Below are 19,752 nucleotides of genomic sequence, written 5' to 3'. Positions count from 1 at the left end.
CATTTAAAACCATCCCTCTTTAATAACATTTATGTTTACTGAAAAATCAAAATTCGCTGTTTTATTTTTTTCTGTGTTTTTAGTTTCCATCAAAATTTGCCGGGCACAAGAAGAAATAACTGAATTTGGAAATTTTACTCCTGAAGAAATTAGTCTCAAGCAATGTGACTTCGATAAAGATGCAGATGCAGTAGTGCTTTTAGATAAAGCAGTATCATACTACGATGATAATTACACTCTGATCACTGAAAGAAGAATACGATTCAAAATTTTAAAAGAAAGAGGAATAGAGAGAGGAAATGTTAATATCACGTATTATAGTGACGCTGGTTTTGAAACCATTTCAGGTATTGATGCCGCTGTTCTAAGTTTCGATAACGCGAAAAACGAAGTATGGGGCAGATTAGAGCAAAAGTCCATTTTCAAAAAGAAACGTAATAATTATTATTCTGAGATAAGTTTTGCTTTACCCAACATTAAGGTAGGAAGCATAATTGAGTATAAGTACCAGAGCCGCATGAAAAATTATGGCGGACTAAGAGAATGGATATTTCAAACAGATATTCCTGTTGTATTAAGTTCTTATGACTTAACCGTTGTACCTAATACTGAATTTCAATATAGCGTTCATAAAAGCGCCGACATGCCAATAGTTGTTAAGCCCGATTCTCATGCTGGCAGCATTTCGTTTAAAATGAGTAATATACCAGGATTACGGGAAGAGGCCTACATGGGCGCTGCACGTGATTATCTTCAACGAGTTAGTTTTCAGTTTGCCGGCTACAAAAGAGCAGAAGAAATGGGCTATGGCAATCATTTTTCTACAACCACGAGATATGTAACAACATGGAAAGAACTGGCAAAAGAGCTGTTGGATAACTCGAACTTTGGCTCACAAATCAATAAAAGCTTACCTGTTGCAGATATTATACAACAAATCCGGTTGGACCAACCTGATTCCTTTACAAAAATGAAGTTGATACATGACTATGTAAAATCTCATTTTAGCTGGAACCAAATCTATTCAAAGTATGCAGTTGAGGGATTAAAAGAGACGTGGGAAAAGAAAACAGGGACAAGTGGAGACATAAACCTGCTCATGATTAATTTATTAAAATCCACAGGTCTTGAAGTTGAGCCCCTTCTAGTAAGTGAACGTGATTATGGAAAAATTGATACTACATATCCTTTCATTGACCAGTTTGATAAAGTGGTTGCTTACGTAACCATAGATGGAAAACATTATATTTTAGATGCAACTGATCGTCAGACTCCCTCATTTATAATACCCTTTAATTTATTAAATACTATCGGGTTTGCTGTAGATAAGAAAAATCCTTCTCTTATAAAAATAGTTGATGATGCAACAAAAAATTTAAACCTGGTAAATGTAAGAGGCAGTATCAGTAATGCGGGATTACTGCAGGTAGAAGCAGCAGTAGACAACTACGCTTATTCTAAAATCGAACGAAAAGAGAAATATAAAAAAGACCAAAAAAAATACGAAAAAGATTTTTTAGAGCCGTACGCTCTGTCTGATATTGATTCTTTCGATGTTAACGGTGTAGAACAAGACTCACTGCCCCTGCAACATCTTGTAAAATTCAGCTCGGCCTTAAGCAAAACGTCAGATTATTTTTTATTAAACTATAACTTATTTACCGGTCTCAATAAAAATCCATTTATAACAGCATACCGGTTTTCAGACATCAACTTCGGCTGCAAGTATTCATATATGTTAAATGAGACTTTTACTCTTCCAGAGAACTTGTCAACGGAAACATTGCCCAAAACCGTAAGATTAGTTACACCAGATAAGACAATGACAGTATTCAGACAAGTACAACAATTTGAAAATACGATACAGGTAGGAATTAAAATTGACTTTTATAAAACAGAATACAAGGCAGAGGATTACCCCATCGTGCAAGGCTTTTACAAACAAATGATAGAAATATTAAATGAGCCAGTGGTTCTGAAAGCTAAATCATAAGAAATGAAAATTAAGATTATAGGTACATACTTTTTCATACACATCATAAGTTTTGCATTTGCACAGGAACCAGTTTTTTTAAAATATGCAGTAAACAATATAGCGGAAGATCTAAAAAAAGATGCGAAAGCTGTATACAGGCTCGATGAGGCCTACCTGGAAGTCTTATCACCTTCAAAATATATTTTAAAAGTACACCAGATCACAACTATTTTAAGCCCGGAAGGCGCAGAACACTTACAGCAATCCTTATGGTTTGATAAGTTTAACAGAGTTGTTGATATTGAAGCCACAGTTCTTAACAGTAGTGGAAGAGAAACGCAGAAGTATAAAAAGAAGGATTTCAGTATCCAAAGTTACAACGACGGCATCTCATTAGCCACAGACGACAAAATTATGCATTTGTCTCTCTCTGCACCCGAATACCCTTGCACAATTGATGTAACATATACAATAGACGTTTCTGGTTATATTGATTTACCTAATTGGTATATGAATAATTCCACCAGTTCTGTAGAGCAGTTTCGCTATATAGTAAAAGTTCCGGCAGATTTAGGCATAAGATATCGTAGCCTTAATATGAATTTATCTCCTGTTATAGAAGATAACGGAAATGCAAAAGTGTACACGTGGGAAACTAAAAATATAGCAGTAAACACGATCGATGCCGGAGGGTACGAAGGTGGCCGATATTTACCACAAATTGAAGTAAGTCCCAACGTATTTGAATATGATGGCCATAAAGGCGAATTTAAAAACTGGAGCGACTTTGGAAAATGGTGTTATGGACTGTATGAAGAAAAAGACCCTTTCTCTGAATCACGAACTGCAGAAATTAAGAGATTGGTTAATAGCATTGCTGATGTAAGGAGTAAAGTAACCGTACTGTATGATTATTTGAAAAAGAACATGCGCTATGTTAGTGTTCAGTTTGGCATTGGTGGTTACAAGCCATTTCCTGTTCGCTTTGTGGATGAGAAAAAATATGGCGACTGTAAAGCGTTGACCAATTATATGAGAAATTTGCTTACTGTTGCTGGAATAAAATCTTATCCCGCCTTAATTAATGCAGGATACAATAAAGCCCCGGTAGCTCCTGAATTTCCTCAAAATGTTTTTAACCACGTAATATTATGTGTGCCGGATGGTCGTGATTCAGTTTGGCTGGAATGTACCAGTAATAATAGTGAAGCAGGTTTTTTAGGAAGCTTTACAGAAAATAAAAATGCGTTATTGTTAACCGAAAATGGAGGTGTTATAGTTTCTACGCCAAAAAGCAACTATAACAAGAATGTATTTACAACCATAAACGATATTGCGATAAATGAAGAAGGCGGGGCAGAAGTAAAGAGCACCTTAGAAACCTCAGGAAGCTTTTTTGAATTGCTGGACCAGGTAAGGCAATTGGAAGAAGGAAAACAAAATGAATTATTTGTACAATATCTTAATTATAAAGAACCTGATGAATTTCATTTGGCACAGCACGATGAATTTTCGGAGAAGCACCAGTTAAACCTTAAGCTTACTTATGCCAAACTATTTGATTTTAAAGCGGGAAATAAATTCTTCTTTCCTAAAACTATAAACAAACTTTGCGATGAAAGATTGAATGCAGTTAATTCGAGGAAAATTGAGTACGTTTTTCATTTTCCATATAAAAAAGTCGATACCACAATTTTTCATTTGCCTGCTGATTTCAAAGTTGAGTCTCTTCCTGAAAACAAACAATTAGCAGATGAGTATATATCATATAAAAGGGAAGTAGCCTTTGACGAAACATTAAATACACTAAAAATAGTGTCTACCTTGTCTCTCATGAAAAATGTAATTGCCCCCGAGCAGTACAATAAGGTATGCGAATTATTTAATGAAATTGAAAAAGAAGAAAACACGAAACTAGTATTGAAGGGACTAGATTAGCTATTGTTTACGCACTCTTTCTTCTAAAATCACGAAAGGTGTTGAATGATTGAAGGCAGGAGAAAGTGTCTTTTATGTCTTTCTCCTGCCTTCTTTTTATTCTGATTTTTATTTATTAATCTAAAAAACCTGGTCCTGTTTCTATTCCAAAAACTTCACCCACACATAATCATCCAATATAACATTATTTTTTATTACGGCTTTTTCCCGCACGCCCTCAAGATGAAAACCATTTTTTTCAAGCACTTTCATGGAAGCTGCATTATGACTAAAGACCTCGGCATATACGCGGATAACATTAAAATGGCTTTTTATATATTCAAGTAGTAAACCTACAGCCCTTGTTGCAATTCCCTTCCCCCAGTATGGCTCACCAAGAAAATAACCAATTTCAATGCTTTTTCTGTAAATATCATCTTTTGGCATAACTCCTATGCTTCCGGCTATTTGGCCATTATATATGATTGCCATATTCTGTATTGGCTTCTGCAAAAGCGTAAATGCAATCCATTCTATTGAATTGGAAACCGTGTAGGGATGCGGAAAACGGTCACGGACGTTTAGCCATATTTTTTTATTATTACATATCGATGCCAATGCCGCAGCATCTTCCGGTTTCCATGGCCTTATTTCAACTTGATTATTCATTTATAGAGCAACATTCGTAATGCAAAAGGAATGATTTGAGAATAAATATAACAGGATTCGTTTTTTAAATAATATTTTATTGCCGCGGAAGAAAAAGCCGAAAAAAGAACTGCGGATAAACGTACTGCGACGCAACGATGTTGCTATGAAAAACAAAAGGTTGTAACAAAAATACTTTTCTTTTAAATTATTCAGTTTATTGTTAATTAAACAAATGTCTTTTTCTGATTATTCCCATAACCAGTCTTACATTTTTTTTTTGCTATGTTTGTTTAAAAGCAAACGCGGAATGAGTCCATTTGAAACTATTTTTGATTTTCTTGAACCTATTAATTTAGACGAGCTTTCAAACGACGAAGGCTTTAAAGACACGCAGTTAGGTAAACATGTGTCGGTAAATGAAGAATATTTTCCTGATCTGGAAAATGCTGATTTTGTAATTGTAGGTTTTGGAGAAAACCGGGGATGTCTGCCTTCTGAAACGATACATGAGGGACCGGATGCAATACGAAGACAATTTTACTCACTGTTTCACTGGCACAATGAAGTGCAAATAGCGGATATAGGAAATGTAAAACCAGGTGCAACGCTTCATGACTCCTACGCCGCCTTAAGGTCTGTTATTAATGAGCTTATCCAGCACAAAAAACGGGTTGTGATATTAGGTGGAAGCCACGACCTCACACTGGCTCAATATAAGGCATATGCTGATATGGAACAAATAATAGAGGCAACCTGTGTAGATGCAAAAATTGATTTGGATGTAGATGGCGTGTCTCCCGCTGACATTTTTTTGATGGAAATGCTAACAGGTGAACCCAATTTTTTAAGACATTATAACCATATTGGCTTTCAAAGTTATTTCGTTCATCCTACGATGTTGGAAACGATTGACAAACTCCGGTTTGACTGCTATAGGGTTGGGCGGGTAAAAGAGAGATTGGAAGAAATGGAACCGGTCATCCGTAACTCTGATCTATTTAGTTTCGATATTTCGGCTATTCAACACTGTCACGCCCCTGCTAACAGGCTTACTCCCAATGGCTTCACGGGCGAAGAGGCATGTACACTAATGCAATACGCAGGAATGAGCACAAATGTAAATACAATTGGAATATATGGATATTTGCCAGACCAGGATGAGCATGAACTGACAGCCAAACAAATTGCCCACATGCTTTGGTACCTGATGGATGGAATGAATAAAAGTAAGCACGAAGCAAAGTTGGAAGACAGGGATAGTTTTAATGAATTCCGCCTTGCTTTTGCAGAAATTGAAACCACCTTTTTACAAAGTAAAAAAACCGGGAGATGGTGGATGGAAACGCCGGATGGAAAAATGATCGCATGCAGTCATTATGATTATATGGTTGCTGCCGATAATCACATTCCTGAAAGATGGATGCGTGCTGCTGAAAGAAGTTTTTAAGTAAAAAGAAATCAGGAAAAATTCAAATGAAAAAATTTGTGCAGAAACCTTTCAATGTTTTCTTTCTTCTTTCAGCATTTTCCTTATTGTTCTCCTGTTCTGTGCAAAAACAGATATCAAATAAAGCGAAAAAAGAAATATTAGGTTCTTCAGACTTAGCTTCGGCAAATATTGGTATTAGCATCTTCAACCCCACTGCGCGCAAATTTTTATACAACTACCACGCAGAAAAAAACTTTATACCTGCCAGTAATACCAAGCTGTTCACCTTGTATGCCGGAATGAAGTATTTGGAAGATAGTCTTGTTGCGGCAAGATATAAAGTGGAAGATGGAACTTTAATGGTCCAAGCCACTGGAGACCCTACTTTTCTGCATCCGGATTTTAAAAACCAGCCGCTATTAAACTTCTTACAGCAAAAAGAAATCGATAAAATAAGCCTGATCACTCCGTTCGCTTCTGAGTCTTTTGGTCGCGGGTGGGCGTGGGACGATTTTAAGGAGGAATACATGGCCGAAAGAGATCCCTTTCCTATGTATGGCAATCTTGCAACAATTTCATTTAATGGAGATAGTTTACAAACAATTCCAGCGCTTTTAAAACCATTTGTAATAGGAGCGCCAGCTAAAGACCATGTATGGGAAATTGACCGTGAAATTGGCGGACATATTTATACAATTGATACAACAAAAGGAACTGTTGGTAATGATAAAAAAACAACGCTGGCTATGGATAAAGGACTTTTTGCCAGCCGTTATCTCGACGACACGTTACATAAAGAAGTGATAAGAGAATATAATCCTTTCGCACCGGGTGAAGGAATTCCTATTTATTCTCAATCAAAAGATTCGCTTTTTAAAATAATGCTTCATCGATCGGATAATTTATATGCCGAACAAACATTACTAATGGTCAGCAATGAAAAGTTAGGCGAGATGAATGATGTAAGAATAATTGACACGCTTTTAGCTACTGATCTTAAAGATTTACCCCAAAAACCAAGATGGGTTGATGGAAGTGGACTTAGCCGTTACAATTTGTTTTCTCCAAAAGATCTTGTCTGGATACTAAACAAACTCAAAGAAGAATATAGCCTGGAAAGATTGAAAGTGATGTTACCTGGAGCAAATGAAGGAACACTGAAAGGATTATTTAATGGTTATGAGAATCATATTTATGCAAAAACCGGATCATTTAGCAACAACCTGGCACTTAGTGGTTATCTCGTAACTAAAAAGAACAAAACATTATTATTTTCCATTCTTATAAATAATCATACGGCATCTGCTTCTGCAATAAAAAAGCGGATTGAAATGTTTTTAGAAGGAATTATTGATAAGTATTGAAATCATAAGAATTGGATCATCCTTTAATCATCGTTATTAAAAAAGAATTTTTCTATTTGATAAAAAGAAAGCCATCCCTAATTTTTGAGATGGCTTCTTCATAAAAAATAGTTTCAATAACAGTTTTAGTAAGTTATTACCTGCTCTTCCATCATCTCGGGCATTTTTCTAAATTCATATTGCTGGTTTCGCAACTGGGGTTCAAATCCTGCTTCGCGAATTGCCTGCTGAATGCCTTTACTGGTAAACCTGTGCGGCGCTCCGGCTGCACTAACTACATTTTCTTCAATCATTATACTTCCAAAATCGTTGGCGCCTGCATTTAAACAAATTTGTGCAACCTGTTTACCCACGGTCAGCCAGCTTGCCTGTATGTTTTTTACGTTAGGCAACATAATACGGCTGATGGCTATCATTCGAATGTATTCATCGGCAGTGGTCAGGTTATGCACCCCTCTTATACGTGCCAGCAATGTATCAACATCCTGGAAAGTCCACGGAATAAAAGCAATGAAACCTTTTGCGTAGTCAGGTTTTTTAGCTTGCACTTCCCTTATTTTTACAAGATGTTCCATTCTTTCCTCTACAGTTTCAACATGGCCAAACATCATTGTAGCACTAGTCGTTAAATCCAACTTGTGTGCTTCAGTCATTATATCGAGCCATTCCTGTGAGCCGCACTTTCCTTTACTAATTAGTCGCCGAACTCTGTCAACCAATATTTCCGCTCCGGGACCCGGCAAGCTATCCATTCCTGCGTTTTTCAGTGCTGCCAATACTTCGCGATGTGTACTCTTTTCCAGCTTTGTTATGTGTGCCACCTCTGGCGGCCCTAATGCGTGAAGTTTAAGCGTAGGAAACATTTCCTTCAGCTTTTTAAATAAATCAACATAATACTGGAGTCCCAGCCCAGGATGGTGCCCGCCCTGCAGCAACAATTGCTCACCCCCATATCGAAATGTTTCTTCAATCTTTGTACGATATGTTTCTATATCAGTTACATAGGCGTCAGGATGACCGGGAATTCGATAAAAATTACAGAATTTGCAATTTGCTATGCAAACATTAGTAGTGTTGAGATTGCGGTCTATTATCCAGGTTACTTTTCCATGAGGTACTTGCTTCTTTCTTAACTCATCGGCAATATTCATCAACTCTGCTGTAGGAGCATTATTAAACAAAAAAGTTCCTTCTTCTACACTCAAAAATTCAAAATTCAATGCTTTTATATAGAGATCGTCTAATTGCATGTGTACAATTTATAAAATAGCGAAATTACAACATGCTTTTTTATTCTTAGGTTCTTTATTACTTTCTTAAAAAATACAAATAATAAAATTTTGTTTTGTAATTTCATTTTCAAGCCGATAAAGGAACTAAAAGCCGAAGTGAGTGACACAACGATTGACTAATAAAAATTCTATTGCATGTCTCATCCAGTTTTTATTGGTTTTAATTCTTTTCACAGGTAGCGAAGTTGCCAGTGGGCAAAATGACAATGCGCCCTCTTCGACGCTTATAACCCGCTTTCCTTTTACAACACTTTCAGGAGGTATCATTATTATTCAGCTTCGGCTCGATGACTTTCCTGATACACTTAATTTTATATTAGATACCGGAAGTGGAGGTGTTTCTTTAGACTCTACAACCGTCAGTTACTTTCGTTTGCCCATCACCCCGTCAGAAAGAAGACTGAGAGGTATTGGCAGCATGAGGAAAATAAGTTATGTAATGAACCGTACTTTACATCTTCCTAACCTTGATGTAGAGCACCTTGATATTCATATAAATGATTACGAACTACTGACAAGTGTGTATGGCGTAAGAATAGACGGAATAATCGGCTACAGTTTTCTTAGCAGGTATATTGTAAAAATAGATTACGATAATAACGTTGTGGAGGTATGGAACCAGGGCAAAATAAAATATCCAAAATCGGGCATTCTTTTAAACCCCATTATCAATGGCATTCCTGTATTTGATGCTTCGGTAATTGATAACACCAGTATCAGTAGCCGCTTTTATTTCGATACAGGAGCAGGATTATGTTTACTGATGTCAGAAGCTTTTGAACAGGACAGCAGCATTTTGTCGAAAGGAAAAAAAATTATATTAACGCAGGCAGAAGGACTTGGTGGAAAAACACAGATGAAATTGACGACCGTTAAGCAAATTAAAATAGGGAAATATAAATTTAAAAAAGTTCCTGCCCATATTTTTAAAGATGAGTACAACGTAACGGCTTACCCATCTTTAGGAGGATTAATAGGAAATGATTTGCTGCGACGTTTTAACCTGATACTTAATTATAGCGAAAAAGAAATACATCTGAAGCCTAATTCTCATTTTAAAGAGTCCTTTGATTATTCGTACACGGGCCTTGGCATTTATGTAGAAAATAACCAGGTTATAATCGAAGACGTTTTGAAAGACTCACCGGGAGAAAAAGCAGGATTAATTCCGGGCGATGTTATTATGGGTATTGACAACAATGTCAGTGGCAATATACAAGCTTATAAAAATATTTTGCAAGATGTGGGAGCAAGAGTAAGAATTTTAGTAGTAAGAAATGGAGAACTGCTTGTTAAGCATCTCAAAGTAGCAAGTATTTTGTGATATAGCTACCAGTGCATGTTGCAAATATTCGCCAACCCTTCTTTCAAAAAAATTAAGAATATCCTTTTATGTAAATGGTATAATTTGCACTCCTTTTTATAAAGTATGATACAATACGAACGATTTGTGTTAGACAATGGTTTACGGGTGATAGTGCATGAAGACCATAGCACGCCAATGGCGGTAGTAAACGTAATGTACGACGTAGGCGCAAGAGACGAAAATCCAAATAAAACTGGCTTCGCTCACTTGTTTGAGCATTTAATGTTTGGTGGAAGCATTAATATTGAAGATTACGATGAGCCCCTGCAAATGGCAGGAGGCGAAAACAATGCTTATACAACAAATGACCTTACGAATTATTATATACAACTACCGTCTGAAAATCTTGAAACAGCTTTTTGGCTTGAAAGTGACAGAATGCTAAGCCTCGCTTTTAGCGAAAAAAGTCTTGATGTACAACGAAAGGTTGTATGCGAAGAGTTTAAAGAGCATTATATAAATAAGCCCTATGGCGATGTATGGCATAAACTAAGGGAACTCTCTTACAAAGAACATCCGTACCGGTGGATGACAATTGGTAAAGAATTGAGTCATATTGAAAATGCACAACTAGCAGATGTAAAAAGTTTCTTTTTTAAACATTATCGTCCTGTAAATGCTGTTCTTGTAGTTGCCGGACATGTGTCGCTGGATGAGGTAAAACGGCTATCAGACAAATGGTTTGGCCCTATACCAATGGGAGAAAAATATATAAGAAACCTGCCGCAAGAGTCAAAACAAATGCAGGCGCGCCTGCTTGAGGTGGAAGCAGATGTTCCTTTAGATGCTTTTTATAAAACCTGGCACATGGCCTCAAGGCTGAGCAAACGTTATTATGCTGCCGACCTTTTAAGTGACATTTTAAGCGGCGGCGGCTCATCAAGATTATACCAGGCATTGGTAAAAGAAAAGCAGTTATTTAGCCAGGTAGATTGTAGCCATATGGGTAGCGTAGATGCAGGATTACTGACAATTGAAGGCAAGCTTGTAAAGGGAGTAAAGATGTCTGATGCAGAACAGGCAGTGAAGGAAGAAGTGGAGAAAATGAAAAGCGAGCTTGTAAATGAAGCAGAATTGCAAAAGGTAAAAAACAAGACAGAAAGTATGATAGCTTTTGAAGACATGAGCGTGATGAACCGTGCTAACAGCCTTGCTACGTACGAACTATTAGGTGATGCAGAAATGATGAATACAGAACTGAGCCGTTACCAGGAAATAACTGCTGAAGATATAAAAAAAGAAAGCGAAGAAATATTTGATGAAAATAACAGCAATACCATGCATTATTTCAGCAAAAATTAATTGGTAAATTTTACAACTGCGTTTTGAAGAAGAATAAAAATATGTTAGACAGAACAGTAGCTCCACAAATAAAAGATGCAGTCGAATTTAACCTGCAACTTAAAAAAAGCGAACAATTTACATTAGACAACGGTATACCTGTTTACAGTATAAATGCAGGCGCACAGGAAGTAACATTGGTAGAACTTGTTTTTCATGCCGGCAATTGGCATGAAGATCAGAATATAATAGCCGGCACCACTAATTTTTTGCTTAAAAACGGAACCTCAAAAAAATCCGCTTTTGAGATAAATGAGCATTTTGAGTATTACGGAGCTTATCTAAACCGTAACTGTTATAATGAGACTGCTAACATTACTCTTCATTGCCTTAATAAATATTTGAAAGATGTTTTGCCGGTTGTTTCTGAGCTAATAACTGATTCTGTTTTTAAAGAAGAAGAACTTGCCATTTATAAGCAAAACCAAATTCAGCGACTAAAAGTAAGCCTTCAAAAATGCGACTTTGTAGCCAATAGGTTTATCGATGAATATCTATTTGGCTTTGATCACCCTTACGGCCGTTATACTTCAATACCCGATTTTGAAGCGCTGAACAGAGATAAGATCGTAAAGTTTTACAATGATTATTATATAAATGGAAAGTGTATAATTTTTGTAGCCGGCAATTTGCCTGCTGATATTTTTCAGCAGCTAAATACTGCTTTCGGACATTTACCTTTAAATAAAAATTCTATCGCCGAGAAAAGATTTACAATTTCTCCTGCCACTGAAAAGAAACAACGAGTTATAAATGACCCAAACGGAGTGCAGGGAGCTGTACGTATGGCGCGTCCTTTCCCCAATCGTCATCACCCTGATTTTATGAAAGTGCAAGTATTAAATAACTTGTTCGGCGGTTTTTTTGGCTCGAGGCTAATGAGTAACATACGTGAAGACAAAGGCTACACCTACGGCATTCACAGTTATTTTGAAAATCATGTTCAGGACAGTGCGTGGATGATAAGCACAGAAGCAGGAAGGGATGTATGCGAAGCAACCATCGGTGAGGTCTATAAAGAAATGGAAATTTTAAAAGAAGAATTGGTTGACGAGGAAGAATTATTACTGGTAAGAAATTACATGATAGGCAGCATTTTGGGAGACCTTGACGGTCCTTTTCAAATTATTGGAAGATGGAAAAATTATGTACTAAACGGTTTGGACGAATCTTATTTCTATAAATCTATAAATACTATTAAAACAATTTCCGCTGAAGAAATACGACAACTTGCACAAAAATATTTTGTACCTGAAGAATTTTATGAGTTGGTGGTAGTGTAGAATTTCAAAAGCCTTTACAGATCAACAAATTCTTTTATTGCAGCTTCAGTTTCTGCACAGGCTTCTTCAAGATTATCATTTATAACAACTTTATTAAAAGAGTGCACAAAAGATAATTCATAAGTTGCTTTATTAAGTCTTGTAGCAATATTTTCAGCAGTTTCTGTACCTCTCGACTGCAGCCTGCTTTTTAGTTCTTCCATAGAAGGTGGCAAAACAAATATGGAAAGTGAGTTATGCGGAAACTGTTGTTGAATGTGTATTGCTCCTTTTACATCTATATCAAGGATGGGGGTTTTTCCTTCAGACCATATTCTTTGTAACTCGCTTTTTAGCGTGCCATAATATTTGCCCTCGTACACCATTTCCCATTCTGCAAAATCATTATTCTCAATTTTATCATGAAATTCTTCTGAACTCATAAAGTAGTAGTCAACACCGTTTTTTTCAGTTCCTCTCGCCTCTCTTGTAGCTGCGCTGATAGAAAAAGCCAGCTTAGGATATTTATTCAATAAATATCGTGTAATGCTCGTTTTTCCTGCACCCGAAGGAGCAGTAATGATGATAATTTTGCCAATCATATATGTAAATGAAATGCAAATAAAGGAAACTAATTTGATCGATCCGTGTTGGGCCAATTAGAAACCCTGTAAATCTTTTTACAACAAATTGTTCTTCTATTTTTCTTGATAAAAAGCAGTAATTGATGAAGTACTTATACTTCTTTTTTGTTGCAGCAATACGTTAATATCTTCATTTGACCTAATTTTTTTACTTTTTTTGCTTCGTATTCCTTAGCTTTACCTAATTCTCTTATATAAATTAATTAATATGTTACCAGAACAGATTGCAAAATTTGTTGAAACAGAACAGTTAGACAACCCGACGGTTAAGGTAGAATTTAAAAAACGAAACACCATTATTGGTCTTTTTGTTCAACTTAACGATTATGATGAATTAAAGTCTAAGAATTTTTGGAGACTCGTCACAGAACCTAATCTCGATAATTGGCATAAGTCTAAAGATATAAACAATGCCAAAATGTTCAACGGAAGCGAATTTACTCGTTTATCTCTCTTAAAGAAAAAGGCTGAACTTAAATAATATACCTTTCTTGCGGAATCTTATTTTTTAGCAGGTGATGAATATAATATTTATTGCCTGCTTAGAATTTGATTATTAAACCTTTTAATTTGTTGACGAGTGCCAATTTTGAAAGCTTCTACTGCATTTTTTATTCTTTCTTTTTTATTCCAAAACGGTGAGCATCCAGATAATTATTTAATTATCCCCCAAATTTTTAATTGTTCCTGATAAATTTGAAATCCAGCCTTTACTTCGAAAACTTTTAAGCTATGTTAAGGATAAGAGTAAAGGAGCTGGTTAGAATTCTTTCAGTATCATTTGATGAGTTTAAAAGCAATGATCCATTGCGTCTTGCAGGCGCTACAGCTTTTTTTACCACATTTGCTCTTCCACCCATTTTAATCATATTAGTTCAGGTAATAGGGCTGGTATTTAAAATAGAAAACTTAAGAAACCGATTTTTTAGCCGGCTTGCAGAAACGTTGGGAAGGCAAAGTGCAGCGCAGGTAAAGGAAACTTTTTCTGGCTTTACCGCTTTGGCAAAAAACTGGGTAATAACAATATGCGGATTTATTTTTTTAATGTTTGTTGCAACTACGCTGTTTAAAGTTATTAAGGACTCACTTAACCAACTGTGGAAAGTAAAAGCCAAAACTAAAAAGCCTATTAAAGTGCAACTTAAAAGCAGGGCAATATCAATGCTTGTAATATTGCTCTCAGGTATTTTATTTATTGGCGGAATGATTACCGAGGGATTTGTGAGTGTACTTCGTGAGTATACAGGGGAGCTGCAATTTCATACAGCCAATTCTTTAAAAACTATTCTTAACCACGGCGTTTCTATACTGATAGTGACTGCCTGGTTCTCTATATTATTTAAAGTATTGCCCGATGCTAAAGCTTCATGGAAAGTAGTTATTGCAGGTGGGTTTTTTACAGGCATTCTTTTTACCGCAGGTAAAATCGTTATTCGTTACGCTTTATCTTTAGGAAACATCAAAAATGTTTTTGGTGCTTCAAGCTCACTCGTTTTACTGCTCTTATTTATGTTTTATTCCTCTTTTATTTTGTACTATGGAGCATGCTTTACAAAAGTTTTTGCAAGCTTTATTAACGAGCCAATAGAGGCAGGAGAGAATGCAGTTAAATATAAGATAGTAGAAGTAAAAAATTCTGAAGAGATCTAATCAAAAGTAATTTGTGTTGGTAAACAATCTTTCACTGTGTACACGATCGAGTTCGAGATGGGGAAAATGAAAGAAATGTTAGACGCATTCAATTAATAAAAATCAATAGAATTTGAAACAGTTCAATCAATTCGCCTTATATATGCACCTAAAGCATTAAGACGTTTATCTATGTATTGATATCCCCTGTCAATCTGCTCTATATTCTGAATAACACTTTTCCCTTCGGCACTTAATGCAGCAATAAGCAATGCGACGCCGGCGCGTATGTCGGGACTGCTCATCGTTATCCCTCGAAGCCGGTGTTTTCTTCCTAATCCTATAACTGTTGCTCTGTGCGGATCACACAAAATAATTTGTGCTCCCATTTCCATTATTTTATCTACAAAAAAGAGCCGGCTCTCAAACATTTTTTGATGAATAAGAACACTGCCCTCAGCCTGTGTTGCCACTACCAAAACGATACTTAGCAGATCAGGCGTAAAGCCAGGCCAGGGATGGTCTGAAATAGTTAAAACAGACCCATCGAGAAAAGTCTGAATTTCATATTTTTCCTGTGAAGGAATATAAATATCATCGCCCCTAAACTCCATTTTGATACCTAGCTGCGCAAATTTGTCGGGGATAATTCCTAAATGTTCTATTCCTGCATTCTTTATAGTAATCTCGCTTTGTGTCATAGCGGCAAGGCCAATGAAGCTACCTACCTCTATCATATCAGGCAACATGCGATGTTCTGTTCCGGCCAGCTTTCCAACTCCTTCAATAGTCAACAGGTTACTGCCAACACCACTGATCTTTGCTCCCATGCGGTTAAGCATCTTACACAATTGCTGAAGGTATGGTTCGCAGGCAGCATTGTAAATGGTAGTAGTTCCTTCAGCAAGCACAGACGCCATTAAAATGTTAGCAGTTCCCGTAACGGAAGGCTCATCAAGAAGTACTGAGACTCCTTTTAATCCGTCAGTAACTAACTCAAAATAATGTTGTTCGGTATCAAAATTAAAATGGGCTCCAAGCTTTTCAAAGCCAATAATGTGCGTGTCTAATTTTCTGCGACCAATTTTATCTCCACCAGGTTTGGGAATATATGCTTTTTTAAACCTTGCCAGAAGAGGACCGGCAAGCATAACTGAACCCCTGAGTTTACCACTTTTCTTTCTAAAGTCTTCAGAACCTAAATGATGAACATTTACATCATCAGCCTGGAAAACACACGCATCCCGAGAAACTCTATTAACTTTCACACCCATTTCCTGCAGCAGTTCTATCTGCAGATTTACATCAGTAATGTCGGGAATGTTTGTAATAGTTACTTTCTGGTCTGTAAGTAAAACTGCTGAAATAATTTGAAGTGCTTCATTTTTGGCTCCCTGGGCAGTTATTTCACCACTGAGTTTTTTGCCACCTGTTACCTGGAAACTGCTCACTAATAACGTTTTTTATTACCGCCAAATTTATTGTTGTTGCGATTATCTCTGCCGCCTCCACCGGTATTTGGAGCATTGCGACTATCTCGACCTCCACTAAGGCCGGCATTACGGTTATCACGATCGCGGTTGCTTCCACCTATTCCTCCGCCACTTGCATCGCGATTGCTACGTTGAAAAGTTCCCTGGTTAACATTGCGCTTAAACCTGTTCTCGCCAAAACCACCGCCACGACTATCCCGTCCTTCATTGCTGCGATAATGTTTTACATAAGGCGTGCTGTCAAAATCGAGCTGACCATGCGTTATGATATTTAATTCTGAACGAATGCCATCATCATGTACAAGCTCTTTGTGCCAGTTGCTGTACGAAAGCTTCATATAGTAAGCTATTGAGTTTGCAAAGCCAACACGCTTTTCGGGGTTTTCTTCCTTCAAAGCTTTGTCAATAACAATCTCAAGGTTTTTACCTAAGTGAGAGTATTTGGGTTTGCGTTTAGGGTAAGGAAGCGGATCTGGTTTCTGCTTGTATGTCTCTTTCGTTGGTATGGGGTATGGGCAATCAACATCAAGTTTAAAATCGCTTACAAAAAACAAATGATCCCAGAGTAAATGTTTGAAATCCTCCACATTTTTTAAATGAGGATTCAATGTACCCATCAACTCAATCACCACCTGCGCCTGTTGCTGGCGCTTCTGCCTGTCCTCAATTGTCAGCACATACTCTACCATGCGTTGAATATGTCGTCCATATTCTCTCATAGTTAAATAATTCCGCTGCGTATTATATTCCATGTTCAAAAATTAGTTAGCAAATGTAATAAAGCTTTTTCAAGGAAAAGAATATTATAAAACCTTTAAATACCACTCAAAATAGGTAAAGATGAAAAGCTGGCAACAACAGTATCATTCCGAAAAATCTTTTAAAAACTATTTTTAAAAATTTCACCTTGTCTTTGGCCACACTGTTTCGTTAAATCGCATTAGCAGCAGAATGTGTTAGCTGACGCCTCCACCCCGAACTTTTAAAATTTAAAAAGAGCCCATTAAATGTAGTAAGCTAAAATTAAACAAAAAATGTATCATATCATCCCATCTTTAGAAAATACTATTTCTATTTAACAATCCTGTTATTGAATCAAAACAGATATATTTTTTAATGCCCCACCTCCCGACACTTGCAAATGATAAACACCAGCAGGTAGTAAGTTTTTAATTTTTAATGAGTAACTGGCAGAACCGGTCTCGTGATTAATATTATCGCTATACACGGTCTGGCCATTGTTATTTATCAAACTCAATAAATATTTTCCTTTTTCAATATTTCTAAAATTTGCTATCAGGGAATTTTTATCTCCTTCAGCTGAAGCAACAGAAATAGATCCTTCTATAGTCTCGATGAGAACCTTTGCAACATGGCTATATTGTACCTCACCTGTTTTATTAACATACCTGATACGATAATAATTATTCCCCTTTACAGGATTTTCATCAAGCCAGTTATTTACATTTGATGCGCCCCCCATTGCTTTTGCTTTTATAATACAAGCAGGAAAAAAACTTTGAGCATTGCCAGACTTTTCTACGATATACTTGTCTATATTATCTGCAGATTTTGTTGCCCACTCTACCTGGACTCCTTTATATTTTTGATAAGCATTGATCGTTGACACTTGTGAAAGAAGAGTTTCTGCGTTTTTTAATACTATTCTAAATCTTTCGTGAGCTTTAGATAAAGTATCTGAAGTAATTGTAAACGACATCAGTTGAGCAGTATCATTACTAAGTTTGGTACTGGTATGCAGAAATGCATCTTCAAGATAGCTATCTACGTTATCATCAAAGTTTTTAAGGGAAATTTTTAAAATATAGTTTTTTGAAGTAAGCTGCCACATCTTTAAAGGTATTGTATCATTTGATGTTACTGGTTTTCTTCCTTCAATGCTTAATGTTTTACCATCTCTGAGAATTGCTATATTTTCATCCTGGTTTGTAAATTTATAAGAGTCTTCGTTACCAATAGATGGGCTAAAATCAGTTGAAAAGTATGCAGCCAAGCCATCTGCAGCGCCAGGTGAAAATTGTTGACTTGGTAATATCAGTTGCAAAGATATTTTCGCCACCCTGGTTGGCGTTCTAAAAACTTTTCTGTTCAAGTTTGACTTGTAGCTCTCTCTGAAAGTAACTGATGGAGATGATCCGGTTGTTTGCACAAAAAAAGCCTGCCCCGACTGAATATTATTATCAATTTTTGAGCTATCATTACTGCTACCAGTAAGGCGATTAAAAGCGACATAACCACCTCTGCCGTATGTGCCGGTAATTGTAGGGTCAAAGATGTATATCGAACTGGAAATATCTTTTATATCTAATAATGACCAGTCTACAGGGGCTGCATAAGGATTTGCAATAAAACTATAGGCGTTGGTAACAGCAGAAAGTTCAGGCATACCAGGCGTGCCTCCTGCGCCTGCAGACTTCAATACCACCGTACCAGTGACCAATGCACCTTTTGCACGAAGTGTTGTAGGTGATGGCGTAGCAGAATTACTATTAAGATTTGTGCTCCGGCTTCCCCTAACCATAATACTGAACGCCTGGCCAGCTTTTAAAATCGTGTCAGTATTTGTGGCAGATACCCACCTTTGAGTCTGGCTATTGTAGGTGCTAAGAGACGAGTTGTTTGTAATTGTTTCGTCAAAATGATTTAAATGACCGCCAGCACCTGTAATGTGGGTTCCAAAATTAGGAACAGGATTTAAATTGCCTGAAGTGGTATTAGGATTATATACGCCCTCCATCCAATTGTCTCGTATAGTTGTGGTTGCATTTACAGGGGCAGTTAAAAAACGAAAAGCTCTTTTGGCAGTAATAAATCTCTCTACAATCACATCTCCGCTAATTGGTGTAGCTGCTACAGAAGTAATGGGAGCAACTCTTGCCGTGTTGCTATCGTTTGATTTTAAAGTAAGAAATCCTTGAGATATCAGATTACCCTTTGAAACAGTCAAAACATCTGTAATGTTTAGCGTATCATTTACAGTTGCTCCAGCGGTATTACTGATAGTGAGAGCTCGCACTATTTTTCCTGCAAAGGACTCGGCGGCAAGTTGCTGGGCGGCGCTTCCGCTTAACTCGGCGGTACCTTTTCTAACATCTATTGCCCCTTTGCTTGTTGTACTTCCAGCTATCTTAATAGTTGATTGAGCAACATTTACTAAACTGTTACCTGAAACCAATATATCGTTTGTGCTTAGATATACTGAATTTGCCATGTTTATTTTGGCCCCATTGACTACTAATTTTGTTTGAGCAACAGAAATGTAAGACGCAGTCAACAGGAACGTAAGTATAGTTATTGGTCTTACCTGCAACTGTTTCATAAAATGAGTGTTGCTTTTAAATAGCTTGAAACTAACCATACCTCGAATT

15 protein-coding genes are annotated in these 19,752 nt (G+C 36.8%); 9 read left to right on the top strand and 6 right to left on the bottom strand.

Annotated features, from left to right (window positions below; translation table 11 throughout):
* Positions 1-31 precede the first annotated feature (31 nt).
* Together B154_RS0120260 and B154_RS0120255 are read left to right on the top strand one after the other, a co-directional pair.
* Complete coding sequence (locus B154_RS0120260; RefSeq protein ID WP_018616173.1) at positions 32-1,993, top strand: DUF3857 domain-containing protein; 1,962 nt, start codon at positions 32-34, stop codon at positions 1,991-1,993.
* A gap of 3 nt (positions 1,994-1,996) precedes the next feature.
* Positions 1,997-3,913, top strand: a complete 1,917-nt coding sequence (locus B154_RS0120255; protein WP_018616172.1) for a DUF3857 domain-containing protein — start codon at positions 1,997-1,999, stop codon at positions 3,911-3,913.
* 141 nt (positions 3,914-4,054) lie between these two features.
* On the opposite strand, the gene B154_RS0120250 is transcribed toward B154_RS0120255, so the two are convergent.
* Positions 4,055-4,561, bottom strand: a complete 507-nt coding sequence (locus B154_RS0120250; protein ID WP_018616171.1) for a GNAT family N-acetyltransferase — start codon at positions 4,559-4,561, stop codon at positions 4,055-4,057.
* A 289-nt stretch (positions 4,562-4,850) separates the two neighbouring features.
* On the opposite strand from B154_RS0120250, the gene B154_RS0120245 reads away from it, so the two are divergent.
* Both B154_RS0120245 and B154_RS30925 read left to right on the top strand, forming a co-directional pair.
* Positions 4,851-5,990 carry a formimidoylglutamase gene (locus B154_RS0120245; RefSeq protein ID WP_026260327.1) on the top strand — a complete coding sequence of 380 codons (1,140 nt, stop codon included), beginning with the start codon at positions 4,851-4,853 and terminating at the stop codon, positions 5,988-5,990.
* Between the two features lie 26 nt (positions 5,991-6,016).
* Complete coding sequence (locus B154_RS30925) at positions 6,017-7,336, top strand: D-alanyl-D-alanine carboxypeptidase/D-alanyl-D-alanine-endopeptidase (RefSeq protein WP_018616169.1); 1,320 nt, start codon at positions 6,017-6,019, stop codon at positions 7,334-7,336.
* A gap of 125 nt (positions 7,337-7,461) precedes the next feature.
* On the opposite strand, the gene mqnC is transcribed toward B154_RS30925, so the two are convergent.
* Positions 7,462-8,586 (bottom strand): cyclic dehypoxanthinyl futalosine synthase, encoded by a 1,125-nt coding sequence (mqnC, locus tag B154_RS0120235; protein WP_018616168.1) that lies wholly within the window; start codon positions 8,584-8,586, stop codon positions 7,462-7,464.
* Between the two features lie 142 nt (positions 8,587-8,728).
* On the opposite strand from mqnC, the gene B154_RS0120230 reads away from it, so the two are divergent.
* The 3 genes from B154_RS0120230 (at position 8,729) to B154_RS0120220 (ending at position 12,618) form a co-directional block, all read left to right on the top strand.
* A complete protein-coding gene (locus tag B154_RS0120230) occupies positions 8,729-9,952 on the top strand; it encodes an aspartyl protease family protein (RefSeq protein ID WP_157580889.1) in 1,224 nt (407 codons plus the stop codon).
* 105 nt (positions 9,953-10,057) lie between these two features.
* Positions 10,058-11,296 carry a M16 family metallopeptidase gene (locus B154_RS0120225; protein WP_018616166.1) on the top strand — a complete coding sequence of 413 codons (1,239 nt, stop codon included), beginning with the start codon at positions 10,058-10,060 and terminating at the stop codon, positions 11,294-11,296.
* A 41-nt stretch (positions 11,297-11,337) separates the two neighbouring features.
* Positions 11,338-12,618 (top strand): M16 family metallopeptidase, encoded by a 1,281-nt coding sequence (locus tag B154_RS0120220; protein ID WP_018616165.1) that lies wholly within the window; start codon positions 11,338-11,340, stop codon positions 12,616-12,618.
* A gap of 14 nt (positions 12,619-12,632) precedes the next feature.
* Here the strand turns inward: B154_RS0120220 and gmk are convergent, their stop codons facing one another.
* Positions 12,633-13,199, bottom strand: coding sequence for a guanylate kinase (gene gmk / locus B154_RS0120215; RefSeq protein ID WP_018616164.1), 567 nt, complete (start codon positions 13,197-13,199; stop codon positions 12,633-12,635).
* Positions 13,200-13,449: 250 nt separating this feature from the next.
* Here gmk and B154_RS0120210 point away from each other — a divergent pair, with 250 nt between their 5' ends.
* Together B154_RS0120210 and B154_RS0120205 are read left to right on the top strand one after the other, a co-directional pair.
* Positions 13,450-13,722, top strand: a complete 273-nt coding sequence (locus B154_RS0120210; protein WP_018616163.1) for a hypothetical protein — start codon at positions 13,450-13,452, stop codon at positions 13,720-13,722.
* A gap of 251 nt (positions 13,723-13,973) precedes the next feature.
* Complete coding sequence (locus B154_RS0120205; RefSeq protein ID WP_018616162.1) at positions 13,974-14,891, top strand: YihY/virulence factor BrkB family protein; 918 nt, start codon at positions 13,974-13,976, stop codon at positions 14,889-14,891.
* Positions 14,892-15,013: 122 nt separating this feature from the next.
* On the opposite strand, the gene murA is transcribed toward B154_RS0120205, so the two are convergent.
* The 3 genes from murA to B154_RS0120190 form a co-directional block, all read right to left on the bottom strand.
* Positions 15,014-16,321: a UDP-N-acetylglucosamine 1-carboxyvinyltransferase gene (gene murA, locus B154_RS0120200; protein WP_018616161.1), complete on the bottom strand. Its 1,308-nt coding sequence runs from the start codon at positions 16,319-16,321 to the stop codon at positions 15,014-15,016.
* A complete protein-coding gene (locus B154_RS29235; protein ID WP_018616160.1) occupies positions 16,321-17,115 on the bottom strand; it encodes a DUF4290 domain-containing protein in 795 nt (264 codons plus the stop codon). The genes murA and B154_RS29235 overlap by 1 nt, the downstream gene beginning before the upstream one ends.
* Before the next feature lie 335 nt (positions 17,116-17,450).
* A complete protein-coding gene (locus B154_RS0120190) occupies positions 17,451-19,703 on the bottom strand; it encodes a hypothetical protein (protein WP_018616159.1) in 2,253 nt (750 codons plus the stop codon).
* Positions 19,704-19,752 lie beyond the last annotated feature (49 nt).

It is taken from the genome of Segetibacter koreensis DSM 18137, assembly GCF_000374045.1.
GTDB lineage: Bacteria > Bacteroidota > Bacteroidia > Chitinophagales > Chitinophagaceae > Segetibacter > Segetibacter koreensis.
This window is presented reverse-complemented; position numbering and strand designations above follow the sequence as displayed.

Coding starts and splice junctions, on each gene's coding strand:
- B154_RS0120260 (WP_018616173.1), top strand. CDS start 32: ATGTTTACTGAAAAATCAAAATTCGCTGTTTTATTTTTTTCTGTGTTT.
- B154_RS0120245 (WP_026260327.1), top strand. CDS start 4,851: ATGAGTCCATTTGAAACTATTTTTGATTTTCTTGAACCTATTAATTTA.
- B154_RS0120210 (WP_018616163.1), top strand. CDS start 13,450: ATGTTACCAGAACAGATTGCAAAATTTGTTGAAACAGAACAGTTAGAC.
- B154_RS0120205 (WP_018616162.1), top strand. CDS start 13,974: ATGTTAAGGATAAGAGTAAAGGAGCTGGTTAGAATTCTTTCAGTATCA.
- B154_RS0120250 (WP_018616171.1), bottom strand. CDS start 4,561: ATGAATAATCAAGTTGAAATAAGGCCATGGAAACCGGAAGATGCTGCG.
- B154_RS0120255 (WP_018616172.1), top strand. CDS start 1,997: ATGAAAATTAAGATTATAGGTACATACTTTTTCATACACATCATAAGT.
- B154_RS0120220 (WP_018616165.1), top strand. CDS start 11,338: ATGTTAGACAGAACAGTAGCTCCACAAATAAAAGATGCAGTCGAATTT.
- B154_RS30925 (WP_018616169.1), top strand. CDS start 6,017: ATGAAAAAATTTGTGCAGAAACCTTTCAATGTTTTCTTTCTTCTTTCA.
- B154_RS0120225 (WP_018616166.1), top strand. CDS start 10,058: ATGATACAATACGAACGATTTGTGTTAGACAATGGTTTACGGGTGATA.
- mqnC (WP_018616168.1), bottom strand. CDS start 8,586: ATGCAATTAGACGATCTCTATATAAAAGCATTGAATTTTGAATTTTTG.
- B154_RS0120190 (WP_018616159.1), bottom strand. CDS start 19,703: ATGAAACAGTTGCAGGTAAGACCAATAACTATACTTACGTTCCTGTTG.
- gmk (WP_018616164.1), bottom strand. CDS start 13,199: ATGATTGGCAAAATTATCATCATTACTGCTCCTTCGGGTGCAGGAAAA.
- B154_RS29235 (WP_018616160.1), bottom strand. CDS start 17,115: ATGGAATATAATACGCAGCGGAATTATTTAACTATGAGAGAATATGGA.